Genomic DNA, 25,943 nt, shown 5'->3' with positions numbered 1-25,943 from the left:
CGGCCAATGTTAAAAGGACATAACTGGTTATCGCGATTCAAACAATGGATGATGTATGGTTTTATTGTGCTAATCATCGTCATCACCATCGCACTGTTCGGCATCATTACTTACACCAGCGACAGCGCCAAACAAAACAGCCGCCGAGTATTCGAAAGTGCCCTTTGGAATGCCCTACAATTACAAGTACAGACCTATCGCCTGCTTAATTATCTGGTGTTGTTAAAAGCACCAGACCTACCGCTCAATGGCCAAGCTTATTTCGAATACGATTTGCTCATGAGCCGTATTGACTTACTAAGAGATGGAGAGGTTGGCTCCTTGGTTAGAGAGTTTGAAGGCGGTAGAACAACGCGCTTATTAAACATCATGAACGGCGAACTGGAGCTGCTTAGCTTTCATATCAGCAAGCTAGAGGAAGGGGACTTAAGCTACTTACCCAGCTTCATTGATCGCATACAAAAACTGGACCCTCAATTGAATGAGTTTGTTGGTTTGGTGAACAGTGGCAGTAATGCCTTTATCAATCATCAGCACCAGATCCTACAGGCTAAGCTTCATTATATTCAGCTGTTATCCATCGCTTTGTTACTCTGCTTACTTTGCTTATGTTTTTTCATCGCTAAGAGTTTTTCTCAATTAAGGTTTGCTCACGAACGTAACAAAAAACTCAAAGCCGACATGCAAAACTCTCGCAGTGACAAAGCGGATTTATTGGGTTTTATTAATCAACAAGTTCGCCCCCCTATCAACGCAATCTTGGGGACAGCAAAAACGCTTAAGCAATCATCTCACGGTGTTCCTGAAGCCTTAACCAAACACATTGAAGAGTCTGGGCAGCAATTACTGCATACCATCGAAATGCTTTCTGACCTATCCCTCTTAGAGGCACAAAAACTCAGTCTCCAATCGTCAACCGATGATTTAAAGACACAAATGGAAACCTTTGTTGAGTTAACAGAAGCGCAAATGTCCCGCAAAAATTTAGCCTGTGCTTTATACATCGATCCAGCCTTACCTAACTCTGTACATTTGGATTTTGGGCGCTTCAAAGAAATTGTCTTAGCCTTATTACAAAATGCGATTACTCATTGTCCCGCTGGCAGTATTAGCATTCAGTTGCGCCCTTCGGCCTTGGACGCGCCAACGGTCCTTTTGCCAGATGGCACCCATGAAACGCGTGTAATGCAATTGGCTATACGAGACACTGGCTTAGGAATGCCTCATAACCTGCAGCAAAGCCTGCGCGTTAATCCCAATCTACCAAAACAAAAAGACAGCCCGGGCGTCAATACCGTCGGCTTAGACTTGGCCTTATGCCACCAGCTCATTTATTTAATGAAGGGCGAAATGCATTTTTCCTGTGTCGAGAATGAAGGTTGTGAATTCTGGGTCGATTTGCCATTTTATGTGCCGGCGGAACAAGACCCTCCTGCGGATAGACAGGCAATCACTCAACCACAAAAAACGGCACTGATTCTTGAACAAGACATGAACTTGGCCAAAGTCATTGAGCTACAGCTAACCAGCTTTAATATTAAGGTAAGCCTAGCCCAAGAAGATGATGGACACCGTTCATTAGATCAATATGACCTGATTCTCTTGGGACAATTTCCGGGGTTCGACAATCATTTAGAGCAGCGTCTATTAGACTGTGTGAAAACAGGTACTACCCTATGGAGCTATCATTCACCAGACTTAAGAGACACCTATTTAGATTCTAAATCCCTCTCCTTCCCTATAACTCAACGGAAGTTATTACCACTGATTGAGGCTTTATTTTTAGATCAACCAAAACATAAGGATAGCAAATGATAGACAAGGCCTATTTAGACTCCCTGACAGAATTACTGGGAAAAAATACCGTTAATCAAATTCGTCTTGAATACGTTCAAGACAGTACCCTTAAATTAGAGCAATTACTGAGAGCATGGGAAGAGCGAGATTTCGAGACATTAAAGCAGGTCAGTCACTCCCTAAAATCGGCCAGTCTAAATATGGCGGCCAAACAATTTGCCCAACAATGCGAGATCATTGAAAAGTCCGCAGGAAAAGGAGACGAAACGCCGATCCAAACAACCATTAAGAGTGTGTCAGATGTTCACAAAGAGACTCTAATGGCGCTTTCCGGCTACTTTTCTATGCTCAAATAGCATCGACAACAACATTCACTAACCGTCATTTCACTAACCGCTGTCTTTGCTAAAAACTAAATGGACCACTGAACGGTGGTGGCCTGTAAGAAAGTCGCCAGTAAAACTTGAATGCCAGTCTGATCAACCTCAGAAAAACGCGCCACACTAGGGCTATCAATATCAAACACACCCAACAAAGTCTCACCGACGAAGATCGGCACAACCAGTTCAGACGCTGACGCCGCATCACAGGCAATGTGACCTTCAAACTCATGCACATTCGCAATGCATTGAGTGGTCGCCGTCATCGCCGCTTTGCCACACACACCTCGGCCAAAAGGAATACGTGTACAAGCGACTTTGCCTACATAGGGGCCAAGCACCAATTCATTATTACGCGCAAAATAAAAGCCGGCCCAATTCAAATCATCGAGAGTTTGCATGATAAACGCCGAAAACTGAGCGGCATTGCAGATAAGGTCGGTCTCACCTGCCAATAAAGCGGCTAACTGCTCATTTAGACTTTGATAATAATGTTCTGAGGATTCAGAGGAAGAAGTATCTGGGGTAAACATCTGCGCCTAACCAATCAAAAAGAAAAACCGATGGTAGCAAATGACGCGACAGAGCTAAATGCTATAGAGGAGATAAACTCTGGTCTCCATAACAGAAGACCAGAGTTTGAAAGGCTTATGCGTCTTTGACTTCACCCGCTAAGTCATTCACATGCACGTGACGAACATCCACCCCTTTCACCATGAAAATCAAATGCTGACAGGTATGACGGGCATGATCGCCAATACGCTCAAGAGAACGAAGCACCCAAATCACATTAATCACACGTGAAATACTGCGCGGATCTTCCATCATGTAAGTCACCAAAGAACGCAATGCTGTATTGTATTCTTGGTCAACCGCACGGTCTTGTTTCGCCACTTTAATGGCGGTATCGATATCAAGACGAGCATACGCATCTAGTGCATCGTGAATCATTCGAGACACCATTTGACCAATACGATTAATCTCCACATAACCTCGTGGCGACTCACCTTCATTGATCAAATTGAGGGTCAAGTTGGCAATTTTTTTCGCTTCGTCACCCATACGCTCTAGTTCGCTAACGGCCTTACTGATCGATAAGATCATACGTAAGTCCGATGCGGCTGGTTGACGCTTGGCCAGAATGCGTGTGCACTCCTCATCAATCAAACCGTCTAACTGATTCACCGTCGCATCTTTATCTTTAACGTCTTCCGCCAACGAACCATTGGCATCCAATAGCGCTTGAATCGCGTCTTGTACCTGATTTTCTACCACACCACCCATGGTTAAAAAGTGCTGGCGAAGCTGTTCAAGCTCATTATTAAACTGCTGAGAAATATGATCTGTTGTTAATTCTTGCATGATAAATCCTCCACCTAGCCGTAGCGTCCTGTGATGTAATCTTCCGTTTGTTGCTTACCTGGGTTAGTAAACAGCGTATTAGTATCACCAAACTCAATCAAATCACCCAAATACATAAATGCCGTGTAATCCGATACACGCGCCGCTTGTTGCATGTTGTGGGTTACGATGGCGATGGTGAAGTCGTTTTTCAATTCGTGTATTAACTCTTCGATTTTCAAGGTCGAAATAGGGTCCAACGCTGACGCGGGCTCATCCAACAAGAGTACTTCTGGTTTCACCGCAACAGTACGGGCAATGACCAAACGTTGCTGCTGACCACCAGACATACCCAATGCACTTTCATGCAAACGGTCTTTTACTTCGTCCCACAATGCCGCTGAGCGCAATGCCCACTCGACCGTTTCATCCAAAATACGCTTTTTATTGATGCCTTGGATACGAAGGCCGTAGGCCACATTCTCATAAATACTTTTAGGGAATGGGTTTGGCTTTTGGAATACCATACCAACACGACGGCGCAGTTCCGCAACGTCCGTGCCTTTCGCATAAATGTTTTGATCGTGTAGATTAATCTCACCCGTAATACGGCAGCTGTCCACTAGATCATTCATGCGGTTGAAACAACGCAACAAGGTGGATTTACCACAACCTGAAGGTCCGATAAAAGCGGTCACCTTCTTTTCAGGGATGATCATATCGATCCCTTTCAAGGCTTCCTTTTCACCATAGAAAAGGTGTAAATCATTCACCGAAAGGCAAACAGATTCATCTTCAATACGCAAAGCCTGTTGGCTGCGTTGCATCGCTGAAATGTCAATTGAGTGTGTTTTTACGTCGCTCATAATAATCTCTTCTCCGCCGCTTACATTTCCAGCGATTTGTATTTTTCACGTAGGTGGTTACGAATGGTCACTGCTGCTAAGTTCAACAGTGCAATCACCACGACCAACAATAGGGCTGTTGCGTACACTAATGGACGTGCCGCTTCTACATTCGGACTTTGGAAACCAACATCATAAATGTGGAAACCAAGGTGCATAAATTTCTGATCTAAATGGATGTATGGGTAATTGCCATCTAAAGGCAATGACGGTGCTAATTTCACCACACCCACCAACATCAATGGTGCCACTTCACCCGCAGCACGAGCCACCGCCAAGATAACCCCAGTCATAATCGCTGGGCTGGCCATCGGCAAAATAACTCGCCATAAGGTTTCGGCTTTGGTCGCACCTAAAGCCAAGCTACCTTCACGCACATTACGAGGGATACGTGATAGACCTTCTTCCGTCGCCACGATCACCACAGGTACAGTCAGCAAGGCCAAAGTGATGGATGCCCACATCAAACCACCGGTACCAAAGGTTGGCGAAGGCAAGGCTTCTGGGAAAAAGGCTTGGTCAATACCAGATCCTAGAAAGTAGATAAAGAAGCCCAGACCAAACACACCATATACAATCGATGGAACACCAGCTAAGTTGTTTACCGCGATTCGAATAATACGTGTTAATACACCTTGTTTCGCATATTCACGCAAGTAAACCGCCGCGACAACACCAAATGGTGTCACCAATACTGTCATCAACAAGACCATCATTACTGTACCGAAGATCGCAGGAAAAACCCCACCTTCCGTATTAGCTTCACGTGGCTCCGCCGATAGGAACTCACCTAACTTAGCAAAGTAAAACGCCATCTTCTGACCAAAGTTCATGGCATTGGCACGGTAAGCTCGAACGATTTTTGCAACCGGAAGCTCATGAACGGTTCCGTCCATTGCTTGGACGACAAAGGTGTCGCGATTGATTTTCGCGTACAGGTCAATCAAGCTCTGTTGCAGCAGCTTGTATTCTTCGTCATATTGACTGCGTTCGACAGCCAGATCCGCCACAGCAGCAGGTGTAAGCTCACCATTCAGTTCCAAACGACGCTGTTCTAAACGAATGCGCTCAAGACCGTAGTTAATCTTACCTATGTCGCCTTTTTCGATTTCATGAATTTCATCGAAAATATCTGTCGCGCGATCAATGCTGCTTTCAAACGCTGCCCAAGTGGCTAATGCAGACTCCGTTGGTGTCGTATCATTGGTTTCAGACACGACTTGACCATCTTGTTTCACTGACTGCAAATAGCCATACAAGTTGCCCCATTCATGACGCTCAGCCGTAAACAACATTTCCGGACGCTTCACATCCGTTAGGTACTCATCGATCACCCAGCGAAAATCAGAACCGTAAATGTCACGGTTACCTGTTTTCATCAGGGTACGCTGCATAAGTTTATGATGATCGGGAATATCAATGCCCGCCTCACGCAACTGAGCAGCAGGTACTTCAACACTTTCAACACGTTCTGCGACTATGTTGTAAGCTTGGTTGCCCGGCAACTCGTAATGCGCTTCCACCACATCGGCTGGCCAAAAGTGACCAAGACCACGCACCGCGATCAATAATAACAAGCCAATAACCATAATAACGGAAATGGCCACCGCACCCGCATTCAGCCAAACCCAAGGATCACCGGATTTAACCCATTCAGATACGGACTTTTTCTTCATTTTCATATCAGTACTCATTATAGCGACCCGTATTTTTTGCGTAGGTGCTGACGCACGGTTTCAGCGACTGTGTTCACCACAAAGGTGAAGATAAAGAGCACAAACGCCGCCAAGAACAAGATACGATAGTGTGAGCTACCCACCTCAGATTCCGGTACCTCTACAGCCAAGTTGGCGGCCAAAGTACGCATACCTTCAAAGATATTCATGTCCATAATTGGGGTATTACCCGTTGCCATGAGTACAATCATTGTCTCACCAACAGCACGGCCCATACCGATCATTACAGCAGAGAAAATACCCGGACTAGCCGTTGGTAATACCACTCGAACCATGGTTTGCCAGTAAGTTGCACCCAATGCTAAAGACCCTTGGGTTAACGCTTTCGGTACACTGAAGATGGCATCTTCGGTAATAGAGAAGATGGTCGGAATGACGGCGAAGCCCATTGCGAAGCCCACTACCAAGGCATTACGTTGATCAAAGGTAATACCAAGGTCATTAGTTATCCAACCTCGAATATTGCCATCAAAGAAATTCAATTCAATCGCAGGACTTACTGCCAAACAGCCCCAAGCAAGAAAGACAATGACAGGAATCAACAGCAATGGCTGCCAACCTTCTGGTACCAACCAACGAATGTTTTGTGGCAAGCGAGACCAAAGGTAAGCAAACAACAGAATGCCCAAAGGTAAGACCACCAACACACTAAAAGTGGCAGCGAGGTTTTCTTCCAAGAAAGGTGCGAAGAACAAACCCGCTAAGAAGCCCAAGATCACCGTCGGAAGTGCTTCCATTAACTCAATAACAGGCTTGATTTTACGGCGCAGCGCTGGTGCCATGAAGTACGCAGTATAGATAGCGCCACAAATGGCCAATGGCACCGCCATCAACATCGCATAAAATGCCGCCTTTAATGTACCAAAGGCCAACGGCATCAGACTGTATTTAGGTTCGAAGTCGTTGTTTGCCGCCGAAGACTGCCAAGTATACGTTGGCTCTTGATAGCCCTCATACCAAACCTTGCCCCAGATTGACGACCAAGACACTTCAGGGTGTTCATTGTCCACATGGAAAAAGTGCACACCTTTACTGTCTTCTAATAATAAGCCATTGGCACGAGGGGCAAAGCTGATCAGCTTCGCCGTAGCATCACTCAACTTTTCGTCGATTACCTGACGAGTAGAAGTGGCGTTATAAATCGCGACTACCCCACGATCATCTAGAGTGGCAAAACCTTTACGACGTTGCTCCATGGCGACATTTACTAACGCTACAGGTTGCTTAATGTCACGGATAAAGGTCAGCTTTTCTTCATTTGTGTCATTGTTACGAACATTAAACCACTGACTCACGCGACCCGTAGAATCTGCCACCATGATAGATGATTGACCAAGTAAGTAGCTCATCGACACCAATTTGGCATCACCACTCAATAACGCAATGTTGTCTTTTAGACGAATGTCACTGAAATCACGAAGATCAAATTCGCTCAGCTCACCTGAGTGAGTTGCCACATAAAGGTAACGTTGATCACCACTGATCAGCAGGCTGGTCACATCCGCGACGAAAGGAAGAGACTCTCGCTGTTCGCTCAATTCCACTTCTTCTGTAATGAAGTTAACGTCTTTTGTTACCTTGGTCACCGCGCTCTGGTTTTCACCAATGGCCGCTAAAGTAAAGCCTTCATCACCGTCTCTAAAAGACAACTGTTGAATCGGAAAATCGGCGACATCAATCGCATCTTTACCATATGGGTATTCAACAGCAGGGGTGATTTTACGTTTACCATCAGGGTAAGTGATTCGATAAACGTGTTTCGAAATGATGACTTTACCGTCTTCGTAAGCGAAGGCGAGCAATTGACTGGTATCAGATTCCACCGCAACAGCCGTTACTTTCTCAGCTCTAGGGTTTTTGACCGTTTTTATGACGCTGCCATCAGCAACGGAAAAGAACACGATGCTGCCATTACTGGCAACGCGCATACCAACTTCAGCTTGCTCTTCTGTGGTCAAATATAAGCTTTCACCTTGATCTGCCGCAGGCAAGCTATAGTTTGCTTCTGGTTCAATGGATGCGCTTGAGAACAAAGGCGCAACTTCATAAAGTAAGTAGAAGCAGATCAAAAGAACAGCGAGAATGACACTGCTGCCTCCGACTGCGATACCCATTCCAGCCATACGGTCTTTCAGGGCGCGAATTTTACGATGACGCTTTAATGCTGGTGTATCAAAATCCAGCTCCGGCATCTGATGGTCAGTTGATTTAGTCATCCGCATTCATCTTTTTGTGTGACATTTTTGTGACAACTGATGAAACAGAGAAAAGTAGGAGAGCGTTTCTGCCCTCCTACTTTTAATTCTCATTTCATAAGCTCGTTATAGCGACAGCTTATTTAATACCCAAAGTTTGTAGGTATTTGTTAGCCACTTTCGCTGGTAGTGGAACGTAGCCGTCTTTTACAACCACTTCTTGTCCCATTTTAGAAAGTACCATTTTCACAAACTCACGCTCTAAAGGAGCAAGTGGCTTGTTAGGCGCTTTGTTTACGTAAACGTATAGGAAGCGAGACAATGGATATTTACCAGTTGCCGCATTCTCAGGCGTTGCCGGAATGTAGCTACCACCTTCTTTCTTCGCTAAAGGAAGCGCACGTACAGAAGACGTTTTGTAACCAATACCTGAGTAACCAATACCGTTAAGAGACGTTGAAACAGACTGTACAACAGAAGCCGAACCAGGCTGCTCGTTTACAGAGTTTTTGTAGTCGCCTTTGAACAAAGCATTGGATTTGAAGTAACCATAAGTACCAGATACTGAGTTACGACCGAACAATTGAATATCACGGTTCGCCCAAGCACCTGTTAGGCCAGCTTTACCCCAGTTAGTAATGTCTTCTTTGTGTCCACCTTTACGAGTAGAAGAGAAGATCGCATCAATTTCTGGAAGAGACAAACCTTTTAGCGGGTTATCTTTATGTACGAAAACTGCTAGTGCATCAATCGCAACAGGAATGGCGGTTGGCTTGTAACCGTATTTCTTTTCGAAAGCAGCCACTTCTTTGTCTTTCATTTTACGAGACATTGGACCGAAGTTAGACGTACCTTCTGTCAAAGCTGGTGGCGCAGTTGAAGAACCAGCTGCTTGGATTTGGATGTTAACATTTGGGTATAGACGCTTGTAATCTTCAGCCCATAATGTCATCAAGTTAGCTAATGTGTCAGAGCCAACGCTTGAAATGTTACCGGAAACGCCACTTGCTTTACTGTAAGACATCAAATTTGGATCAACATCGGCAACAGCGTTAACAGAAACGCCCATTGCTGCTGTTACTGCTAGACCTGCAACTAGTTTTTTCATCACATAAACCTCAGTGGTTGTAATCAAAATATTTATGAGCAACTGCCCATAGCTCGTTCGATGTTGTTCACTATAAAAGGCGAATATGACAAAAATGTTAAAGAGTGAAATATTTCAAAAATAAGTTAGCCGTCTTCAAAGGGGTAATGAATGGGCGTTAATAAGAAGTTTCTTTGTTCATACCATTTTAATCGCTGTAACATACCCAGATACTACAGCATGCAAAGAGCCGAATAAGTTGTTCAACAATCAAAACAAACGCTTATCCAATCGTTACTTATTATTGTCCCTAGTGGTGGCGCTCGTACCTTTATTAGCTTTTTCTGGCCTCTATGATACTTATCTGAATCAGTTGGTAATAAAAATATCGAGTGAACAATTAAGTACGCGCGTTGCAACTGTTCAGAATGAGTTTCAGGCCAACCTTCGTGAGCGACTTTATCAACTTGATGTCCTTGCCGATGAATTAGACAACCCAAAAACTTATACTCTTGATGGCGCGCAGTCATTGTCTGCTGAATTGCAAACCTTGCTAAGAATTCAAACTGATTTACAAAATGTCTATGGCATTGCCTTTTTTGATGAGCACAAAAACTACTTATGGAGTTTCCCTGAATACGCCTATTCGCAAAATCGCTACGATCAATCCCTTATCTATCCAGTAACACAATTTGAAGACGCAGGCATTTATGGCCCAGAAACCTATTCTTTTAACCGCCCTTCCTCTGTCTTATTATTGAAACAAATTAACACCAGTAGCTTTGCTATTGAGCAAGCACCATATATCGGCATCATTTTGCGCTTTAACTCGCTGACAGCTATACCCAAGATACTTGGTAGCGATGGTACTTATACGCCTTTCTTAGACGTTCCTGGCAATCGCTTATTTGATATTGTCGGTCAGCCTGTAGACAAAAACGCCAGTATAAACACCAGTTATGAGCTATTGCCAAACTGGTCGCTAAAACTGCGTCAAAACAAAGACCTTTCCAGTCCGCCCAGTGCCGAAATGCGTTACTGGCTAATACTCTTGGTGCTATTTACCGCCGCAGGCCTATTACTACTGCACTGGTATATATCAAAACGCTTAAACAGACAGCTAGACAAACTGATTGATCGCGTTGAAAGCATCGCTGCTGGCGATTTAGACTCCCCTGTGCCATTGCAGCCTGGAACAGAGTTAAAGCGACTAACCTTGGCTATTGATCGTATGCGCTTACAACTACATCACGTTATTCAGGCATCAGTTGAAATGGAACGACAAGCTTCCTTGGGACAACTGGCAGCCGGATTAGCTCATGATATCCGTAACCCACTGACCATTATTCGTATGACGATACAAACCTTAATCAAACGAGAATCCAATCCTCAGCATAACGAAATGCTGGTAATGGTCGAAGAAGAAATAGAACGTGTTAATCGGGTCATTGAAAACTTGCTAAACTTTGCTCGGCCGACACAACCGAAATTAGAAAAAATAAGCTTGTTGGAGCTACTAGAAGGTATAAGATCACTGATCAACGCGTCAGCGAGAAAACAAAAGGTTGGGATTGCGCTAGACTGTGATCCCTTATTTGAGATAACGGCCGATTTGTCTCATATTCGACAGATTTTAATGAACTTAATACTAAACGCGATTCAGGCCATGCCTCCAGAAGGAGGGCAAATCACCTTACTTGGCGCAAAGAAAAATGGGCAAATTATTTTATCCGTCATTGACAATGGCAAGGGCATTCCAACCTCACTCATGCCACGTGTATCGGAACCTTTCTTTACGACAAAGTCTGCTGGCACTGGATTAGGGTTAGCAATCTGCCATGTATTAGCCAAGTCTAACAATGCTCAGCTTTTCATTGAAAGTCAGGAAAATACGGGTACAGAAATTCAACTACGTTTTCAAAATGATCGGATAGAAGAAGATAAATATGAGTAGCCTAACTGTTTTGGTAATAGATGATGAACCTAACTTAGTTCGCAGCATCCAGTTTTCTCTTAATGACCAAAACATTGACCTCCATGCAGCCTATTCAGGAAACGAAGGCGTCAAAACATTTACCACCTTAGCTCCAGACGTGGTGTTATTGGATTTAGGTCTACCAGACATGTCCGGCTTAGATGTTTTAACACAATTAAAAGACCACTCTCCAGACACGCCAGTCATCATGATTTCCGCCCATGGAGACACTAGAACGGCAGTAAAAGCCGTCAAAGAAGGCGCGCTCGACTACATTACCAAACCATTTGATATCGACGAGCTAGAGCTCTTAATTAGGCGTTGCGGTGAGCAACAAAGACTATCAAAAGAATTGCGTTTTTTACGCTCCAAACAACGTCATACTCAACGAATTATTGGCAACAGTCATAACATCGAGCAACTTCGAGAAATGATAGAACAGGTTGGAAACAGTGCGGCAAAAACCATTTTAATTTCCGGTCAATCAGGGACAGGGAAAGCCTTAATCGCACGTAGCCTACACGACATCCGTTTTAATAATGCCCCCTTTATCGAAATAAACTGTGCAGCGTTACCTGAACAGCTTATCGAAGCAGAACTGTTTGGAGCGGAACGCGGTGCCTATACAGGATCTGTGCAGAAGCGAGATGGCCTGATTTCATTGGCTGATAATGGCACATTGTTCTTAGATGAAATTGGTGAAATGCCACTACCTATTCAAGCAAAGCTACTGACGTTTCTAGAAAACCGTGTTTACCGATCTATTGGTGGTGGAAAAGAACGTAAAGCCAATGTCGTGGTTATTGCCGCCACCAATAAAGACCTTAAAGAGGCAGTTGATGCAGGCGCTTTTCGCGCCGATTTATACTACCGTCTCAACGTGGTGCCGATTAGTGCCCCAGCGCTAAGTGAAAGAACCAGTGACATTGCTTTATTGGTTAGCTTCTTCAGCGAGCAGTTTGCAAAACAAGAAGGGTGTAAACCGCCAATATGGAGCGATGATGTTATTTTGCAACTTAAAACCTACCCTTGGCCAGGCAATATTCGAGAATTAAAAAACTTAGTCGAACGCATTACTATTTTGTATCCGGGCCAAACGGCCATGCCAAAACACTTACCCAATGAGTATAGACAAAACCCTACGCCTCCAAAAACAGAGGATTCCAATTATTCGTCAGTGGTAGAAAATAAAGAGCGAGAGCTTATTTTAAGTGCTTTAAGCCAATGTGGTGGTAGAAAAGGCCTTGCTGCCGAACAGCTCGGTATCTCTCGACACGCGCTAAAACGCAGAATACAGAGACTTCATATCGACCTTTAAACTCAGAAAAATAACAATAAGAGCTCTTATGAAACAATTAACCTGGTTACTCACCCTATTAGGGTGTTTCACAGCGACAAACAGCCAAGCGGAGATAGTGCTTGGTCACCAAGATAAGGCGGATGTAAATGTCGGCTGCCTTTTTCCTCTTACTGGTCGTGGTGGCCTGTACGGGGAAGACAGCAAAATAGGTATCCAACTGGCATTAGAAAAATTAGCGGACAAAACGGATGACTACCCTAGTTTAAAAATCATTATTGAAGATTCAAGATCGAAAGCCTCACGAGCCACTCGCTTGGTAAAAGAATTAATAAGAGATCATCAGACGCGCTTTATTTGTGGCGTGGTAAATTCGTCGATTGCATGGCAAGTTGCCCAAGTTGCCGAGCAAGAAAACGTCTTTTTTATTGGTACGGATCACGCCTCGTCGCGAATGACAGGTTCGGGGAAACGTCCGCTATACTTCCGAGTCAGCAATAACACACAACAAAGTATGCTGGCCGGAGCCAAATACATCCGTGAGCATTTCTCCTCCTCTACTGAGAAACCGATTAGAATTTCTTATATTGGCCCAGACTATGAATACGGCTACACCATGTGGGACGATTTAGAAAAAGCACTGAAACAACAACAAGTAAACTATGAAATCGTCACCACTTTATGGCCCAAACTTTATGAACCAAACTATGTTACCTTCATTCAGGCATTGCTCGAAAAACCGACCGATTTAATCGTGAATGCTATGTGGGGTGGAGACCTCGTCACCTTCATTCAGCAAGCCAATAGCGCTAAACTTTTCCAACATGCACGTTTTGCCAATTTCGACACTGGTGCTAACTTTGAAGTCCTTGCCGCATTGGGTGAAGATATGCCCGAAGGGCTCATTTTAGCCTCTCGCCATCATAACAACTGGCCTGATACAGTATTTAATCAGTGGTTTGTATCACGCTTCTATGAGCTAAGTGGACGTTACCCTTCTTACGCTGCCGAAGGGGCGTATTCAGGTATAATGAGTATTGCCGAGGCCGTTCACCTTGCAGGGGTCGATGCCAGTAATGAAGAATTGCAAACCGTACTCGAAAACTTAGTGATTAAACTCCCAGAAGACCCCACAGGTTTTTCGTCTTACATGGATGCAAACACTCACCAACTTCAACAAGTGATTTCCATCGGAACCTCGACTAGAGACACTTCCTTTCCCCCTGCTACACGTTTATTGCATAACTGGTCGGTTTATTATCCTGATCGTCGATTATCACACTAACTCTTCCGAGCGATTTTCGATCAAAAAAACCGATCATTGCGATCGGAAATCGCTCATATTTTCCATAAAAACATACAGGGAAATAATTTTTTATATATTTATCAAACAGATAGATCAATTTAAAAAACTGGCATCCTGATTGCTCTTAGCTAAGAAGCAACATTGTTCTTAGTAAAAAAATAATAAGAGCGCGCATTACTACAAATGCCATCCTATCTCACAAGCCCTCCCAGCAACTTGAGCGGCCTCTTATTTGATTATTTCTAATGAGCAATGACGTGTTCGTCATCTGTTTATGGATCCCTTGTGACCCTAGCAACGACAAAAACAGAGCGTCTTAAAAATAACCAATATAAAGGTGATACTCATGTTAAAAGACATGTCACTTCTAAAAACTCATTGTTTAGTAAATGGTGAGTGGGTCGAAGCTAAAGCCAAAACAACACATACTGTCACCAACCCTGCGACCGGTGACGTCATCGCAAACATTCCTCACCTTTCTCCAGAGGAAATCCCTGCCGTTATCGAAGCCTCTCGTATTGCACAAAAAAAATGGGCCGCGCTTACAGCAAAAGAACGCTCAGTCATCCTAAAGCGCTGGTTTGAGCTAATGATCGAAAATACCGACGATCTAGCTCAATTGATGACCACTGAACAAGGTAAGCCATTGGCGGAAGCAAAAGGCGAAATAGGCTACGCTGCCTCTTTCATTGAATGGTTTGCTGAAGAAGCAAAACGCATTTATGGCGACACCATTCCAGCACCTCGCGCCGACCAGAGACTGACCGTTATCCGTCAGCCCATTGGTGTGACCGCCGCGATTACGCCATGGAACTTTCCCGCCGCGATGATTACACGTAAAGCTGCGCCAGCACTGGCAGCAGGTTGCTCAATGATCGTCCGCCCTGCAGACCTAACACCGCTGACCGCATTAGCCATTGGTGAATTAGCACAACGCGCCGGTATTCCCGATGGTGTTTTTCAAGTCATCACAGGCTCTGCTAGCAAACTCGGCAAGGTACTGACCGATAGCCAAATTGTTAGCAAGTTATCTTTCACTGGATCTACGGAAGTCGGTCGTTTATTGATGGCGCAATGCGCCCAAACCATCAAAAAAGTCTCTTTAGAACTGGGCGGTAACGCACCCTTTATCGTCTTTGATGATGCCGATTTGGATAAAGCTGTCGAAGGCGCTATGGCGTCTAAATATCGTAATGCAGGACAAACTTGTGTTTGTGCCAACCGAATCTTAGTCCAACGCGGTGTTTACGAGGCATTTACCGCCAAGCTGACCGAAAAAGTCAAAGCTTTAAAAGTCGGTAGCGGTGTTGAAGCTGGCACCGACATTGGTCCAATGATCGAAGAAAAAGCCATCACTAAAGTAGAAGATCACATCCAAGACGCCGTCAGCAAAGGCGCGACACTTGCTTTTGGTGGTGATCGCTTGGGCGGGTTATTCCTACAACCTGCGATTTTGACCGACGTTACGGCAGACATGAAAGTCGCACAAGAAGAAACCTTTGGCCCGATGGCACCATTGTTTGCCTTTGATACTGAAGAAGAAGCCATTGCCATGGCCAACGATACGATTTTTGGGCTCGCCGCGTATTTCTATACTCGCGATCACGGCCGCATGATTCGTGTATCAGAAGCGCTTGAATACGGCATGGTTGGTCACAACACTGGATTGATTTCAAACGAAGTCGCGCCTTTCGGTGGCGTAAAACAGTCAGGTCTTGGTCGTGAAGGCTCTAAGTATGGCATCGAAGAATATCTCGAAATGAAATACGTATGCAGTGCCCTATAAGCCAAAGACAGTAGCCCACAACAATAAATAGGAGATCATTATGACTGATGGCATCAAACCTTTTTCTTTTAATGCACCTGGCTCCATGCACCTTGAATGGGGTGGCGCAAAACGTCTTGGCGAATTACTTAGTGAGTGGTTCAAAGAACGTAACTTATTAATCGTCACTGACAAATTTTTGAACGAAAGCGGTCTATTAGAGCAAACCAAAGACTCGCTAAAAAAACACGGTTTCACAGTAACGGTGTTTGATGATGTAGTCGCAGATCCACCAGAACATGTGTTAATGGCGTGTGTCGAACAAGGCAAAAAGAGCCATGCTGATATCGTTCTAGGCTTGGGAGGCGGGTCTTCAATGGACATCGCCAAACTCGTTGCTGTCATGCTGACATCAGAACAACCACTGTCTGAGCTGTACGGTATTGGCAATGTCACAGGTACTCGAACACCATTGGTACAAGTTCCTACCACAGCAGGCACAGGGTCAGAAGTCACCAATATCACCATTCTTACCACTGGTGAAACCACTAAGATGGGTGTGGTATCTCAGCAATTATACGCAGACCGTGTTTTGTTGGATGCAGAATTAACAGTCGGTCTTCCCGCGTTGCCAACCGCAGCAACCGGCATTGATGCGATGGTTCACGCTATAGAAGCCTACACCTCAGCACATCTTAAAAACCCCTTGTCTGATGCATTGGCAAAAGAGGCTTTACGCTTGCTAAGCAAAAACCTCGTCACTGCTTGTCAAGATGGACAAAACCGCGCGGCTCGTGAAGCCATGTTGTTGGGTGCAAACTTAGCAGGGCAAGCCTTCTCCAATAGCCCAGTCGCAGCCGTTCATGCGCTTGCTTATCCATTGGGTGGACATTATCACCTGCCTCACGGCTTAACGAACGCTCTCATGCTTGGCCCTGTTTTGCGCTACAACATGGCCGTTGCGGCGCCATTGTACGCAGAACTTGCTGATGTTGTGCTGGGTTCTTCAGAAGAAGAAGTGGAAATACGCTCAGCGAAATTCGTTGATTTCATGCAAACACTGATGAATGAGTCTGGTGCACCACAACGTCTACAAGATGTTGGTGTCACCGAGGAAAGTCTGCCAACGCTTGCTAAAGACGCCATGCTACAAACGCGTTTACTCGGCAACAATCCCGTTACCGTCACCGAAGACGATGCATTAGCGCTATATCGAGCGGCTTTTTAATTTCAAACCCACCCAGCTCCACGAAGGTGGAGCTCATAACTAAAAAAATAAAAGGAAAAACTCATGAGAGAAGAACGCATTGATGGCCAAGAAACGCCCTATTGGAAGATGGGGCCTTTTAAAGTCAGACTACCATTTGTCCATTATCGTTTTGAATGGCCGGATTACTTCCAAGGCCTCATAATGTGTGCGGTCGATTTAGCCGCTATCCCACTAATGACCGAACTACTCGGCATGCCATTTGAAGTCGCATTGGCCGTCGTCATGCTTAATGGCCTGTTCTATTTGTTACACCATTTATTAGGTGATCCTGTTGTTCCTGGCTGGATTACTCCCGCTATCCCACTACTCATGGCATATTGCTCGACCTTCCCAGAAGGGCCTGAACGAATATACGCTCTCGTCTCATTCCAACTGCTCTTAGGGGTGTTTGCCATTTTCATCGGGGCCTCGGGATTGGCGCACAGAGTCGTATCACTCATTCCACAGGCCATAAAATCGGGCATCATAATCGGGGCTGGGATTGCCGCTGTCATGGCAGTATTTAAAGTCGATGGCCGTTTTGATACCTATCCTGTAACCATCACACTCGCGGTTGGTGTGGCTTTTTACGTGATATTTTCACGTCATTTCGCCGCATTAAAGCAAAACAACGCTTTGTTTAATCTGATTGGAAAACTCGGCATTTTCCCAATCATCGTTCTGGCCATTCTTATTGCACCAACGGTTGGTGAAACTTCTTGGCCTGAGATTCAGTGGGGCTTCTCTTCTCCAGATTTTGTGACTCTTTGGAAAGAGTACACTGTATTTGGGTTAGGCATGCCGCCACTGATGATGTTTGTCACTGCGGTTCCGACGGTTTTAGCAGCATACATCGTACTATTTGGTGACGTGCTACAAAGCAAGGCGATTTTGGATGAAGCCGATCTAGTTCGTTCCGATGAAAAAATCGATTACAGCCCAGACCGTGCACACATGATTTTTGGTGCAAGAAACTCAGCAATGTCGATTCTTGGGCCTGATGTTACAATGTGTGGACCTCTTTGGGCGGCTATGCACGTAGTTATCACAGAGCGTTTCAGCCAAGGCAAGAAAGCCATGAACTCCATCTTTGGTGGTGCAGGTTCATTCCGCTGGGGAACGAATACTGGCTTATTATTCATGCCTATTGTCACGCTAGTCCAGCCTATTCTAGGCGTAGCTCTGGCGTTAACCTTGCTGATTCAAGGCTATGTATCGGTAAAAATCGGTATTATGGAAGCCAGATCTCAACGCGATCTTGGTATCGCAGGTATCGTTGCTGCTGTACTAGCCACTCGTGGTGCTACATGGGCATTCGCCGTTGGCGTAGTTCTTTGTCTTTTGGTATACGGTCGTGATTTCTTTAAAGGTGAAAAAGACACGACGTTTGTAAAAGATCAAACTAAGTAACGTTTTAATAAACAGACACGGCAAAGTCGTGTCTGTTTTCTAACGTTCGATGAATCATCTCACACTGTTTTACTCTAAAATACGCTTAATTTCCTTTAAATACCTTCTAACTTTCCTTCCTAGCCATCTGTAATATTCCCAAGAGTGGCGTTATCCAATAGACTAACTGTCGGATTTTTCCTGTGGGGGAAGCATCCGACAATAATGATTAAAAAACTGTGGGTATTTTAATGTTTAACAAACTAATCTGCTTGGCTGAGGCCATTTCCCAATACACAGGGAAATGCGTTGCTTGGCTCACATTGATGATGATGCTACTTACTTGCCTCATCGTGCTACTACGCTATGGCTTTGGTATTGGCTCCATTGCATTACAAGAATCGGTTCTCTATTTTCATGCGCTGGTCTTTATGTTGGGCGCAGCCTATACCTTTAAAGAAGATGAACACGTTCGAGTGGATGTGTTTTACCGCGACTTCTCTGCAACCAAGAAAGCCTGGGTTAACCTGATTGGCGGCGTTTTCTTTCTGTTACCTTTTACCCTATATACCGCTTATTTAAGCTTGGAATATGTTGGTGCTTCTTGGCGTGTGTTAGAAACCTCTCAAGAGCCCGGTGGTTTACCTTTCGTTTATCTGCTTAAAACACTGATTCCTTTAATGATGGTTAGCCTCATCATTCAAGGTATGGCCGATATTTTAAAAAATCTTGGCGTTATTACTGCCGCTCGCGCTGCTCAGAGGACTTAACCCATGGCTGAATTTTTACCTTTATGGCTGTTTGCAGGCGTTTGTGTTTGCTTATTATTCGGCTACCCTGTGGCATTTTCTCTTGGCGGGACCGCGTTGATTTTCGCAGCGGTTGGTTCATTATTTGGGACGTTTGATGGCGTCTTTCTAGAAGCCCTACCAAACCGTTTATTCGGTATTGTTCGTAACGAAACTCTCATTGCCGTGCCCCTGTTCGTATTAATGGGCGTGTTATTGGAAAAATCCAAGCTCGCTGAGCGACTTTTGGAATCCATGGCCATGCTGTTTGGTACCATGCGTGGTGGTTTAGGCATTTCGGTGATTCTTGTGGGCATGCTGTTGGCCGCGAGTACAGGGATTGTTGGCGCGACTGTGGTAACCATGGGGATGATTTCATTGCCGACCATGCTACGTCGTGGTTATGATCCAGCGCTTGCCACCGGAACCATTTGTGCGACTGGCACACTCGGACAAATCATTCCACCATCTATCGCCTTAGTACTACTCGGCGACGTGATGTCCAACGCTTTCCAAAAAGCTCAGCTTGAAATGGGCATCTTCTCACCTAAAACCATTTCAGTTGGCGACTTATTTGTGGGAGCCTTGATTCCAGGCCTCATTCTTGTGGTGTTCTATATCTTGTATGTGATCGTTGTCGCTTGGCTGCAACCTCATAAAGCACCAGCGGTACCACGTGAAGAGTTACGCAATGGTTCGACTGAGCCATTAGCACTGCAACTATTTAAAGGCTTATTACCACCGCTGATTCTAATATTTGCTGTACTGGGCTCTATCCTAACCGGTATTGCCACCCCAACAGAGGCGGCAGGCGTTGGAGCGCTAGGAGCGGCTCTACTGGCTTGGGTAAGTGGTAAATTGAGCCTGAAAACACTAAAAGAGGCGGTGTATTCCACCACTAAAGTCACCTGTATGGTCTTTATGATCTTGATCGGTGCCTCGTTATTTTCATTAGTGTTCCGCGGTTTCGGTGGTGAAGAATTGATTCAAGACTTCTTCTCTCAACTGCCTGGTGGCGTTGTGGGTGCCATGATTGTGGTGATGCTATTGATGTTCTTCTTAGGCTTCATTTTAGATTTCATCGAAATCACCTTCGTTGTGGTACCGATCGTCGCTCCAGTGTTGTTGGCAATGGGATTAGATCCGGTATGGCTTGGTATTATGATGGCCATTAACCTACAAACGTCTTTCTTAACACCGCCATTTGGTTTTGCCCTCTTCTACTTACGTGGTGTGGCGCCACCAGAAGTCAAAACGCAATCCATTTACAAAGGGGTTCTGCCATTTATCATCATCCAGCTGGTCGTCCTGCTGATGCTGTCAATCTGGCCTGACCTTGCTACTTGGTTACCTGAACAAGTCTACGCAAACTGAGGATAGTTTTATGAAAGCAATGCAAATTCAAGAATATGGTCCTGCCAGCGCTCTTGCTTTGGCAGAGGCTCCACAACCCACTCTGGCTGCCAATCAAGTTTTGGTGAAAGTCGGTGCCGCTGGGGTGAACCCTGTCGATACTTACATTCGTTCAGGCACGAATAATTACACTGCGAATTTCCCTCACACACCGGGTTCTGATGGCGCTGGCACCATCACTGCCATCGGTAGTGACGTCACAGAGCTTGCAGTAGGTCAACGAGTTTACTTTAGCCGTAATTTAAGTGGTTCTTCGGCAGAGTACTGTGTTTGCGCGACAACACATACCTACCCATTAGCGGATGCGTTAAGTTTCGAAGAAGGCGCGTGTGTTGGCATTCCTTATACCACGGCGCATCGCGCTTTGTTTGGTCGAGCCAACGCCAAAACTGGGGACAAAGTATTGGTACACGGTGCCACAGGAGCCGTTGGTATCGCGACGGTTCAACTGGCTCTTGCAGCGGGTATGGATGTTGTCGCCAGTGCAGGTACTGAAGACGGTGCCAAACTGTTGCGTGAACAAGGTGTTGAAACCGTCATCATGCACAATGAAGCCGACCACTTGGCGTCTTTCCAATCTTTGCCAACTGGCTTTGATGTCATCATTGAAATGTTAGCAAACCACAACTTGGATCAAGATTTAAAAGCGCTGGCTTTCGGTGGACGTGTTGCCGTGGTCGGAAACAGAGGCACTGTCGAAATTAATCCACGCGACTTGATGGCGCGTGATGCGGCGGTATTTGGTGTGGCACTTGCCAATGTCAAACCCGCTGAGCTGACATTGATTTCGAAAGCTCTCAAGCCTTTGTTTGAAAAAGGAGTCTTGAAGCCGGTGATTCGTCGGACGTATGAGCTAACTGAGTTAGCACAAGCTCACGAAGATGTTCTAAAATCAGGCGCATTAGGCAACCTTGTTGTCCGAGTAAGCTAATTTTACGGGTGCAAAACTCATAACGGCGTGGTCAATTGACCACGCCGTTTTTGTTTGTTGGTGTTTTTTCGACGGAAAAGGATGAAAAATACGCCATCTCCCAAAAAAACATTCTGTCAAAGGCAATCCAACAGGGCTATACTTCTTTTTTTACTTTAATCCTATAGGTGAATTTTGACCTCGTCTGAATCCGATGTATTTAGCCTACCAAATGAAGCGGATGCCCATGACCACGACTACCATCAATTGGTGATTGTGTTAGATGGCAATACGGACTTCGACGTTCAAGGAAAAGGCAAAGAATTGCATTCAGGCGAAGGCTGCATTTTACCCTCGGCCAATTCTCATGCTTTCGCAGGGCTAGGTGAAAACCGTATCATGGTAGTCAATCTACCTGTGCCCCCACAAAAAAGCATTACCGATGAAGAATACGAAATTGTCTCTCGTATTTTTGATCAAGCGGCCTATTTTGAACTCAGTCCACGCCTGCAAATTTTGGCTTCCGCTTTATCAGGGGAATTACAACAGTACCCAGATGATCCCATTTTAGCCCGTGCTTGTGGCAATACCTTACTTAGCGCAATCCGCCATCAGGTAAACAGCAAGGATGTGCGTACTCGTGGTAACCAGTTAGACATCGATAAACTGGACCAGTTCATCGAACTTAACCTGTCGCGCAAGGTACACATTGATCAACTGGCGAATTTCTGTTTCCTCAGCGTCAGCCAATTTCATGAGCGCTTCAAAGATCGAACCGGTATGACGCCTCATCAATATTTGATGCGTAAACGCTTAGAGCGTGCTCAAACTTTATTACAAGAAGGCTTTCCACCAATTCAGGTGGCTGAAATGTGCGGTTTCTCCAGTCAAAGTGCGATGACCAATATTTTTTCGCAAACCCTCGGCATCACGCCCCTGCGTTATCAGAAGCAATTTAGTGTTCGATAATAGACAAACTGTCTTTTTCTTCTATCTTTAAGAGGGTGACAGGCAGGTTTCTTTTTTGCTTTATTTCCCACATCAAAACCGAACTTGTTGGCAAAATACCCTATCGTCGCCCATGAGCCGGATTTTCTTATAAAAAAAAACGATTTTTTCGAAAGACAGTTTCCCCCTTCTGTCACTAAAGTGTGCCCATTATCCAGACATGCGCTTTGCTGACTTAGGGATGCAAGTCAACAGCAAGGTGTTATGTGCTCTATCACAATGTGCGGCCGTCAAATTAACACGAGATATATTGCTGCCCGCGGGAGAATACAACCATGTTTAAAGCGATTGAGGTATTACAACCTAACTTCATTCAAAAGCCACTCAATGAGTTGTGGCAGCTCATATCCCCTCTTTACAAAGCGGACGAAGAAAGCTGGTTAAAAGAGCTTTTGCCTTTGGCAAAACCCACGGAGACAGAGCTGGCGAGCCATACTGATGCGGCGTCTAAACTTATTGCAGAAGTGCGTAAAGATGACGACAGCATGTCCATGATTGATGCCCTGCTGTTGGAATACAGTCTGGATACAAAAGAAGGCATCTTGTTAATGTGCCTTGCCGAAGCACTGATGCGTGTGCCTGACAAAGAAACGGCCGATGCCTTCATCAAAGACAGATTAAGTGTCGCGGACTGGGCTTCCCACGCTCAAAATTCTGACTCTTTCTTTGTCAATGCATCCACTTGGGGACTGCTGCTCACCGGTAAAATCGTTACTATGGATGAGCGCCAAGATGGCACACCCGCTAATCTAGTGAATCGCATGGTCAATCGAGTTTCTGAGCCTGTCATCCGTAAAGCGATGAACCAAGCCATGAAAATCATGGGACATCAATTTGTATTAGGTCGTAGCATCAAGGAAGCGTTATCTCGTGGTAAAGGCTATCGCGATAAAGGCTATACCTATTCGTTCGATATGTTGGGTGAAGCCGCGTTAACCGCTGACGACGCTCAAAAATACTTACGCTCATACGAGCAAGCCGTTGAATCCGTTGGTAAAGACACTTACAACAAGGGTCATCGTCCAACCATCTCAATTAAGCTATCCGCCCTTCACCCTCGCTATGAAGTGGCTAACGAAGAGCGCGTGATGAGCGAGCTGTTCGACAGCGTCAAAGGCTTAATCGCCAAAGCGCGTGCGCTTAACGTTGGCATCACCATAGACGCCGAAGAAGCCGACCGCTTGGAACTTTCCCTGCATTTGTTCGAAAAACTGTACCGCGATGAGGTTGCACAGGGATGGGGACTATTTGGTTTGGTCGTTCAGGCTTACTCTAAGCGTGCTCTACCTGTACTAGCTTGGCTTGCGGCCTTGGCCAAAGAACAAGGCGATCGCATTCCTGTACGCCTAGTGAAAGGCGCTTACTGGGACTCTGAGATCAAACTCTGCCAGCAGCGTGGTATTGATGGTTACCCTGTGTACACTCGTAAAGAAGCGACCGACGTTTCTTACCTTGCTTGTGCCCACTTTCTATTGAGTGAACACACTCGCGCCAACATCTTTCCACAATTTGCTAGCCATAATGCACATACTATTGCGACCATTAGTTGCTTAGCGAAGCAGCTGGGTGCTCAAAATGACGAATTTGAATTCCAACGTCTACACGGTATGGGCGATGCTTTATACAATCACCTAATCAAAGAAAATGATTTGTGTGTGCGCATTTATGCCCCAGTAGGCAGCCATAAAGACTTGCTACCTTACCTAGTACGTCGCTTACTGGAAAATGGCGCGAACAGCTCCTTTGTTCACCGCTTGATAGATGCCAGTTATCCAATTGAAGATCTGGTACATCACCCAGTGACGACATTGGAAAGCCGTCAATCTTTAGCCAATCCTCATATTAATTTGCCAAGCAAATTGTTTGCTGATCGCAAAAACTCTTTTGGACCAAACATCGAAATTGATTCCGAATGGACGCCGTTCAAAGCGCAAATTGATGCTTTCATGGAACAAGATACACAATGGCGCGCTTACCCTATTGTTGGCGGTGAAAAAGTCGAAACCGGACAAACTCACGCCATCAAGAGTCCATACGACCACAGCCAAGCGGTTGGTGAGATTGACTGGGCAGACCAAACAACCGTGGCCAACGCCATTGATTTAGCGCAAGCGGCCTTCCCTGCTTGGTCCGCACGACCAGCCTCAGAACGAGCGGATTGCCTAGACAAGATGGCCGACCTCATGGAAGAAAATTACCCTGAATTGATGGCGCTTTGTCATCGTGAAGCGGGTAAAACCATTCAGGACAGCATTGACGAAGTTCGCGAAGCCGTGGATTTCTGCCGTTACTATGCGCAACAAGCTCGTAGCAACTTTGCAGAACCACACAAGTACACTGACTTCCTAGGCCAAGAAAAACTGGCACAGTTGAAAGGACGTGGCGTGTTTACCTGCATCAGCCCATGGAACTTCCCATTGGCTATCTTCACAGGCCAAGTAGTCGCGGCGCTCGTCGTTGGTAACACAGTCGTTGCTAAACCAGCGGAACAAACCAGCTTAATCGCGGTACGTGCAATCGAATTGTTACATCAAGCTGGCGTGCCAGGCGATGTTTTACATCTATTACCTGGTGACGGTGCCAGCGTCGGTGCTCCTTTAACTAGCGATCAACGCATTGCTGGCCTCGCTTTCACAGGCTCTACGGGTACCGCACAATTGATCAACCGTACCCTAGCCGCACGAGATGTTCCACCAGTGCCAGTGATTGCTGAAACCGGCGGTCAAAACGCTATGCTCATTGACTCTACGTCTTTACCAGAGCAAGTGGTTCGCGATGCCGTACGTTCGGCCTTTGCTTCAGCGGGTCAGCGTTGTTCTGCTTTACGCGTGATGTTTGTTCAAGAAGACATTGCCGATCGCGTAATTCCAATGATCAAGGGCGCGATGCAAGAACAAAGCGTTGGCTTGCCTTACCTGCACAGTACCGATGTGGGCCCTGTGATTGATCAAAAAGCACAAACGATGTTGCTTGAGCACATTGAGCACATGTCCAAGGTGGGCAAACTGATCGCACAGACGGAATTACCAGACCTTGCGAACAAAGGTACCTTTGTGCCACCAACGGCCTTTGAGATCGACAGTATTGATCAGTTAACCGATGAAAAATTTGGTCCTATACTGCACGTAGTACGCTACAAAGCACGTGACCTGAACAAGATCATCGACACCATCAACCAATCTGGTTTTGGATTGACCATGGGCGTACACAGCCGCAACGAAACCACGTGTGCTCGTATTGCGAACCGCGCTCGTGTCGGTAACCTCTACATTAACCGTGACCAAGTAGGTGCCGTGGTTGGCGTACAGCCATTTGGTGGCCAAGGCTTATCTGGTACCGGGCCAAAAGCAGGCGGACCTCACTACCTACAACGTTTCGCGACAGAACAAGACCTTTAAGGGG

General features: G+C 45.6%; 19 protein-coding genes. 13 read left to right on the top strand and 6 right to left on the bottom strand.

Translation table 11 applies throughout. The annotated features are described in order from the left end of the window. Positions 1-6: 6 nt before the first annotated feature. Together OA79_RS06355 and OA79_RS06350 are read left to right on the top strand one after the other, a co-directional pair. Complete coding sequence (locus OA79_RS06355) at positions 7-1,815, top strand: sensor histidine kinase (RefSeq protein WP_063332380.1); 1,809 nt, start codon at positions 7-9, stop codon at positions 1,813-1,815. Next, positions 1,812-2,153: an Hpt domain-containing protein gene (locus OA79_RS06350; protein WP_063332379.1), complete on the top strand. Its 342-nt coding sequence runs from the start codon at positions 1,812-1,814 to the stop codon at positions 2,151-2,153. The genes OA79_RS06355 and OA79_RS06350 overlap by 4 nt, the downstream gene beginning before the upstream one ends. 56 nt (positions 2,154-2,209) lie before the next feature. Here OA79_RS06350 and OA79_RS06345 read toward each other — a convergent pair whose 3' ends face one another. From OA79_RS06345 to OA79_RS06320, 6 genes are all read right to left on the bottom strand, one after another. Beyond that, the gene (locus OA79_RS06345; protein WP_063332378.1) at positions 2,210-2,710 is read right to left on the bottom strand and encodes a GAF domain-containing protein; all 501 of its coding nucleotides are present in this window, start codon (positions 2,708-2,710) and stop codon (positions 2,210-2,212) included. A 115-nt stretch (positions 2,711-2,825) separates the two neighbouring features. After that, positions 2,826-3,539, bottom strand: coding sequence for a phosphate signaling complex protein PhoU (gene phoU, locus OA79_RS06340; RefSeq protein WP_063332377.1), 714 nt, complete (start codon positions 3,537-3,539; stop codon positions 2,826-2,828). A gap of 14 nt (positions 3,540-3,553) precedes the next feature. Next, positions 3,554-4,384, bottom strand: a complete 831-nt coding sequence (gene pstB, locus OA79_RS06335) for a phosphate ABC transporter ATP-binding protein PstB (protein ID WP_063332376.1) — start codon at positions 4,382-4,384, stop codon at positions 3,554-3,556. Between the two features lie 20 nt (positions 4,385-4,404). Next, a complete protein-coding gene (pstA, locus tag OA79_RS06330; RefSeq protein WP_063332375.1) occupies positions 4,405-6,105 on the bottom strand; it encodes a phosphate ABC transporter permease PstA in 1,701 nt (566 codons plus the stop codon). A gap of 11 nt (positions 6,106-6,116) precedes the next feature. Beyond that, positions 6,117-8,375 (bottom strand): ABC transporter permease subunit, encoded by a 2,259-nt coding sequence (locus OA79_RS06325; protein WP_063332374.1) that lies wholly within the window; start codon positions 8,373-8,375, stop codon positions 6,117-6,119. A 118-nt stretch (positions 8,376-8,493) separates the two neighbouring features. Continuing rightward, positions 8,494-9,462, bottom strand: coding sequence for a PstS family phosphate ABC transporter substrate-binding protein (locus OA79_RS06320; RefSeq protein ID WP_063332373.1), 969 nt, complete (start codon positions 9,460-9,462; stop codon positions 8,494-8,496). A 238-nt stretch (positions 9,463-9,700) separates the two neighbouring features. Between OA79_RS06320 and OA79_RS06315 the strand changes: the two genes are divergently transcribed. From OA79_RS06315 to putA, 11 genes are all read left to right on the top strand, one after another. Further along, positions 9,701-11,395 carry a sensor histidine kinase gene (locus OA79_RS06315; RefSeq protein WP_063332372.1) on the top strand — a complete coding sequence of 565 codons (1,695 nt, stop codon included), beginning with the start codon at positions 9,701-9,703 and terminating at the stop codon, positions 11,393-11,395. Then, entirely contained in the window at positions 11,388-12,734 is a 1,347-nt protein-coding gene (locus tag OA79_RS06310; RefSeq protein ID WP_063332371.1) for a sigma-54-dependent transcriptional regulator, read from the top strand. The genes OA79_RS06315 and OA79_RS06310 overlap by 8 nt, the downstream gene beginning before the upstream one ends. Before the next feature lie 28 nt (positions 12,735-12,762). After that, the gene (locus OA79_RS06305) at positions 12,763-13,998 is read left to right on the top strand and encodes an ABC transporter substrate-binding protein (RefSeq protein ID WP_063332370.1); all 1,236 of its coding nucleotides are present in this window, start codon (positions 12,763-12,765) and stop codon (positions 13,996-13,998) included. 367 nt (positions 13,999-14,365) lie between these two features. Next, complete coding sequence (locus OA79_RS06300) at positions 14,366-15,805, top strand: NAD-dependent succinate-semialdehyde dehydrogenase (RefSeq protein WP_197465364.1); 1,440 nt, start codon at positions 14,366-14,368, stop codon at positions 15,803-15,805. Positions 15,806-15,857: 52 nt separating this feature from the next. Beyond that, complete coding sequence (locus OA79_RS06295; protein WP_442919199.1) at positions 15,858-17,012, top strand: iron-containing alcohol dehydrogenase; 1,155 nt, start codon at positions 15,858-15,860, stop codon at positions 17,010-17,012. A gap of 63 nt (positions 17,013-17,075) precedes the next feature. Continuing rightward, positions 17,076-18,443: a hypothetical protein gene (locus tag OA79_RS06290; protein ID WP_063332368.1), complete on the top strand. Its 1,368-nt coding sequence runs from the start codon at positions 17,076-17,078 to the stop codon at positions 18,441-18,443. Between the two features lie 230 nt (positions 18,444-18,673). Continuing rightward, a complete protein-coding gene (locus OA79_RS06285; RefSeq protein WP_063332414.1) occupies positions 18,674-19,192 on the top strand; it encodes a TRAP transporter small permease subunit in 519 nt (172 codons plus the stop codon). 3 nt (positions 19,193-19,195) lie between these two features. Next, positions 19,196-20,584 (top strand): TRAP transporter large permease, encoded by a 1,389-nt coding sequence (locus tag OA79_RS06280; RefSeq protein WP_063332367.1) that lies wholly within the window; start codon positions 19,196-19,198, stop codon positions 20,582-20,584. Between the two features lie 10 nt (positions 20,585-20,594). Continuing rightward, the gene (locus OA79_RS06275) at positions 20,595-21,554 is read left to right on the top strand and encodes an NADPH:quinone reductase (protein ID WP_063332366.1); all 960 of its coding nucleotides are present in this window, start codon (positions 20,595-20,597) and stop codon (positions 21,552-21,554) included. Between the two features lie 174 nt (positions 21,555-21,728). Beyond that, positions 21,729-22,502 (top strand): helix-turn-helix domain-containing protein, encoded by a 774-nt coding sequence (locus OA79_RS06270; protein ID WP_063332365.1) that lies wholly within the window; start codon positions 21,729-21,731, stop codon positions 22,500-22,502. A gap of 314 nt (positions 22,503-22,816) precedes the next feature. Further along, the gene (gene putA, locus OA79_RS06265; RefSeq protein ID WP_063332364.1) at positions 22,817-25,939 is read left to right on the top strand and encodes a bifunctional proline dehydrogenase/L-glutamate gamma-semialdehyde dehydrogenase PutA; all 3,123 of its coding nucleotides are present in this window, start codon (positions 22,817-22,819) and stop codon (positions 25,937-25,939) included. Positions 25,940-25,943 lie beyond the last annotated feature (4 nt).

Source organism: Marinomonas sp. TW1 (assembly GCF_001625355.1).
Classification (GTDB): Bacteria; Pseudomonadota; Gammaproteobacteria; order Pseudomonadales; family Marinomonadaceae; genus Marinomonas.
The sequence above is the reverse complement of the archived record's forward strand: the minus strand, read 5'-3'. Positions and strand labels throughout refer to the sequence as shown.

Excerpts from the sequence above, each read along its gene's own strand:
- OA79_RS06355 (WP_063332380.1), top strand. The coding sequence starts at position 7 with ATGTTAAAAGGACATAACTGGTTATCGCGATTCAAACAATGGATGATG.
- OA79_RS06350 (WP_063332379.1), top strand. The coding sequence starts at position 1,812 with ATGATAGACAAGGCCTATTTAGACTCCCTGACAGAATTACTGGGAAAA.
- OA79_RS06345 (WP_063332378.1), bottom strand. The coding sequence starts at position 2,710 with ATGTTTACCCCAGATACTTCTTCCTCTGAATCCTCAGAACATTATTAT.
- phoU (WP_063332377.1), bottom strand. The coding sequence starts at position 3,539 with ATGCAAGAATTAACAACAGATCATATTTCTCAGCAGTTTAATAATGAG.
- pstB (WP_063332376.1), bottom strand. The coding sequence starts at position 4,384 with ATGAGCGACGTAAAAACACACTCAATTGACATTTCAGCGATGCAACGC.
- pstA (WP_063332375.1), bottom strand. The coding sequence starts at position 6,105 with ATGAAAATGAAGAAAAAGTCCGTATCTGAATGGGTTAAATCCGGTGAT.
- OA79_RS06325 (WP_063332374.1), bottom strand. The coding sequence starts at position 8,375 with ATGACTAAATCAACTGACCATCAGATGCCGGAGCTGGATTTTGATACA.
- OA79_RS06320 (WP_063332373.1), bottom strand. The coding sequence starts at position 9,462 with ATGAAAAAACTAGTTGCAGGTCTAGCAGTAACAGCAGCAATGGGCGTT.
- OA79_RS06310 (WP_063332371.1), top strand. The coding sequence starts at position 11,388 with ATGAGTAGCCTAACTGTTTTGGTAATAGATGATGAACCTAACTTAGTT.
- OA79_RS06305 (WP_063332370.1), top strand. The coding sequence starts at position 12,763 with ATGAAACAATTAACCTGGTTACTCACCCTATTAGGGTGTTTCACAGCG.
- OA79_RS06300 (WP_197465364.1), top strand. The coding sequence starts at position 14,366 with ATGTTAAAAGACATGTCACTTCTAAAAACTCATTGTTTAGTAAATGGT.
- OA79_RS06290 (WP_063332368.1), top strand. The coding sequence starts at position 17,076 with ATGAGAGAAGAACGCATTGATGGCCAAGAAACGCCCTATTGGAAGATG.
- OA79_RS06285 (WP_063332414.1), top strand. The coding sequence starts at position 18,674 with ATGTTTAACAAACTAATCTGCTTGGCTGAGGCCATTTCCCAATACACA.
- OA79_RS06280 (WP_063332367.1), top strand. The coding sequence starts at position 19,196 with ATGGCTGAATTTTTACCTTTATGGCTGTTTGCAGGCGTTTGTGTTTGC.
- OA79_RS06275 (WP_063332366.1), top strand. The coding sequence starts at position 20,595 with ATGAAAGCAATGCAAATTCAAGAATATGGTCCTGCCAGCGCTCTTGCT.
- putA (WP_063332364.1), top strand. The coding sequence starts at position 22,817 with ATGTTTAAAGCGATTGAGGTATTACAACCTAACTTCATTCAAAAGCCA.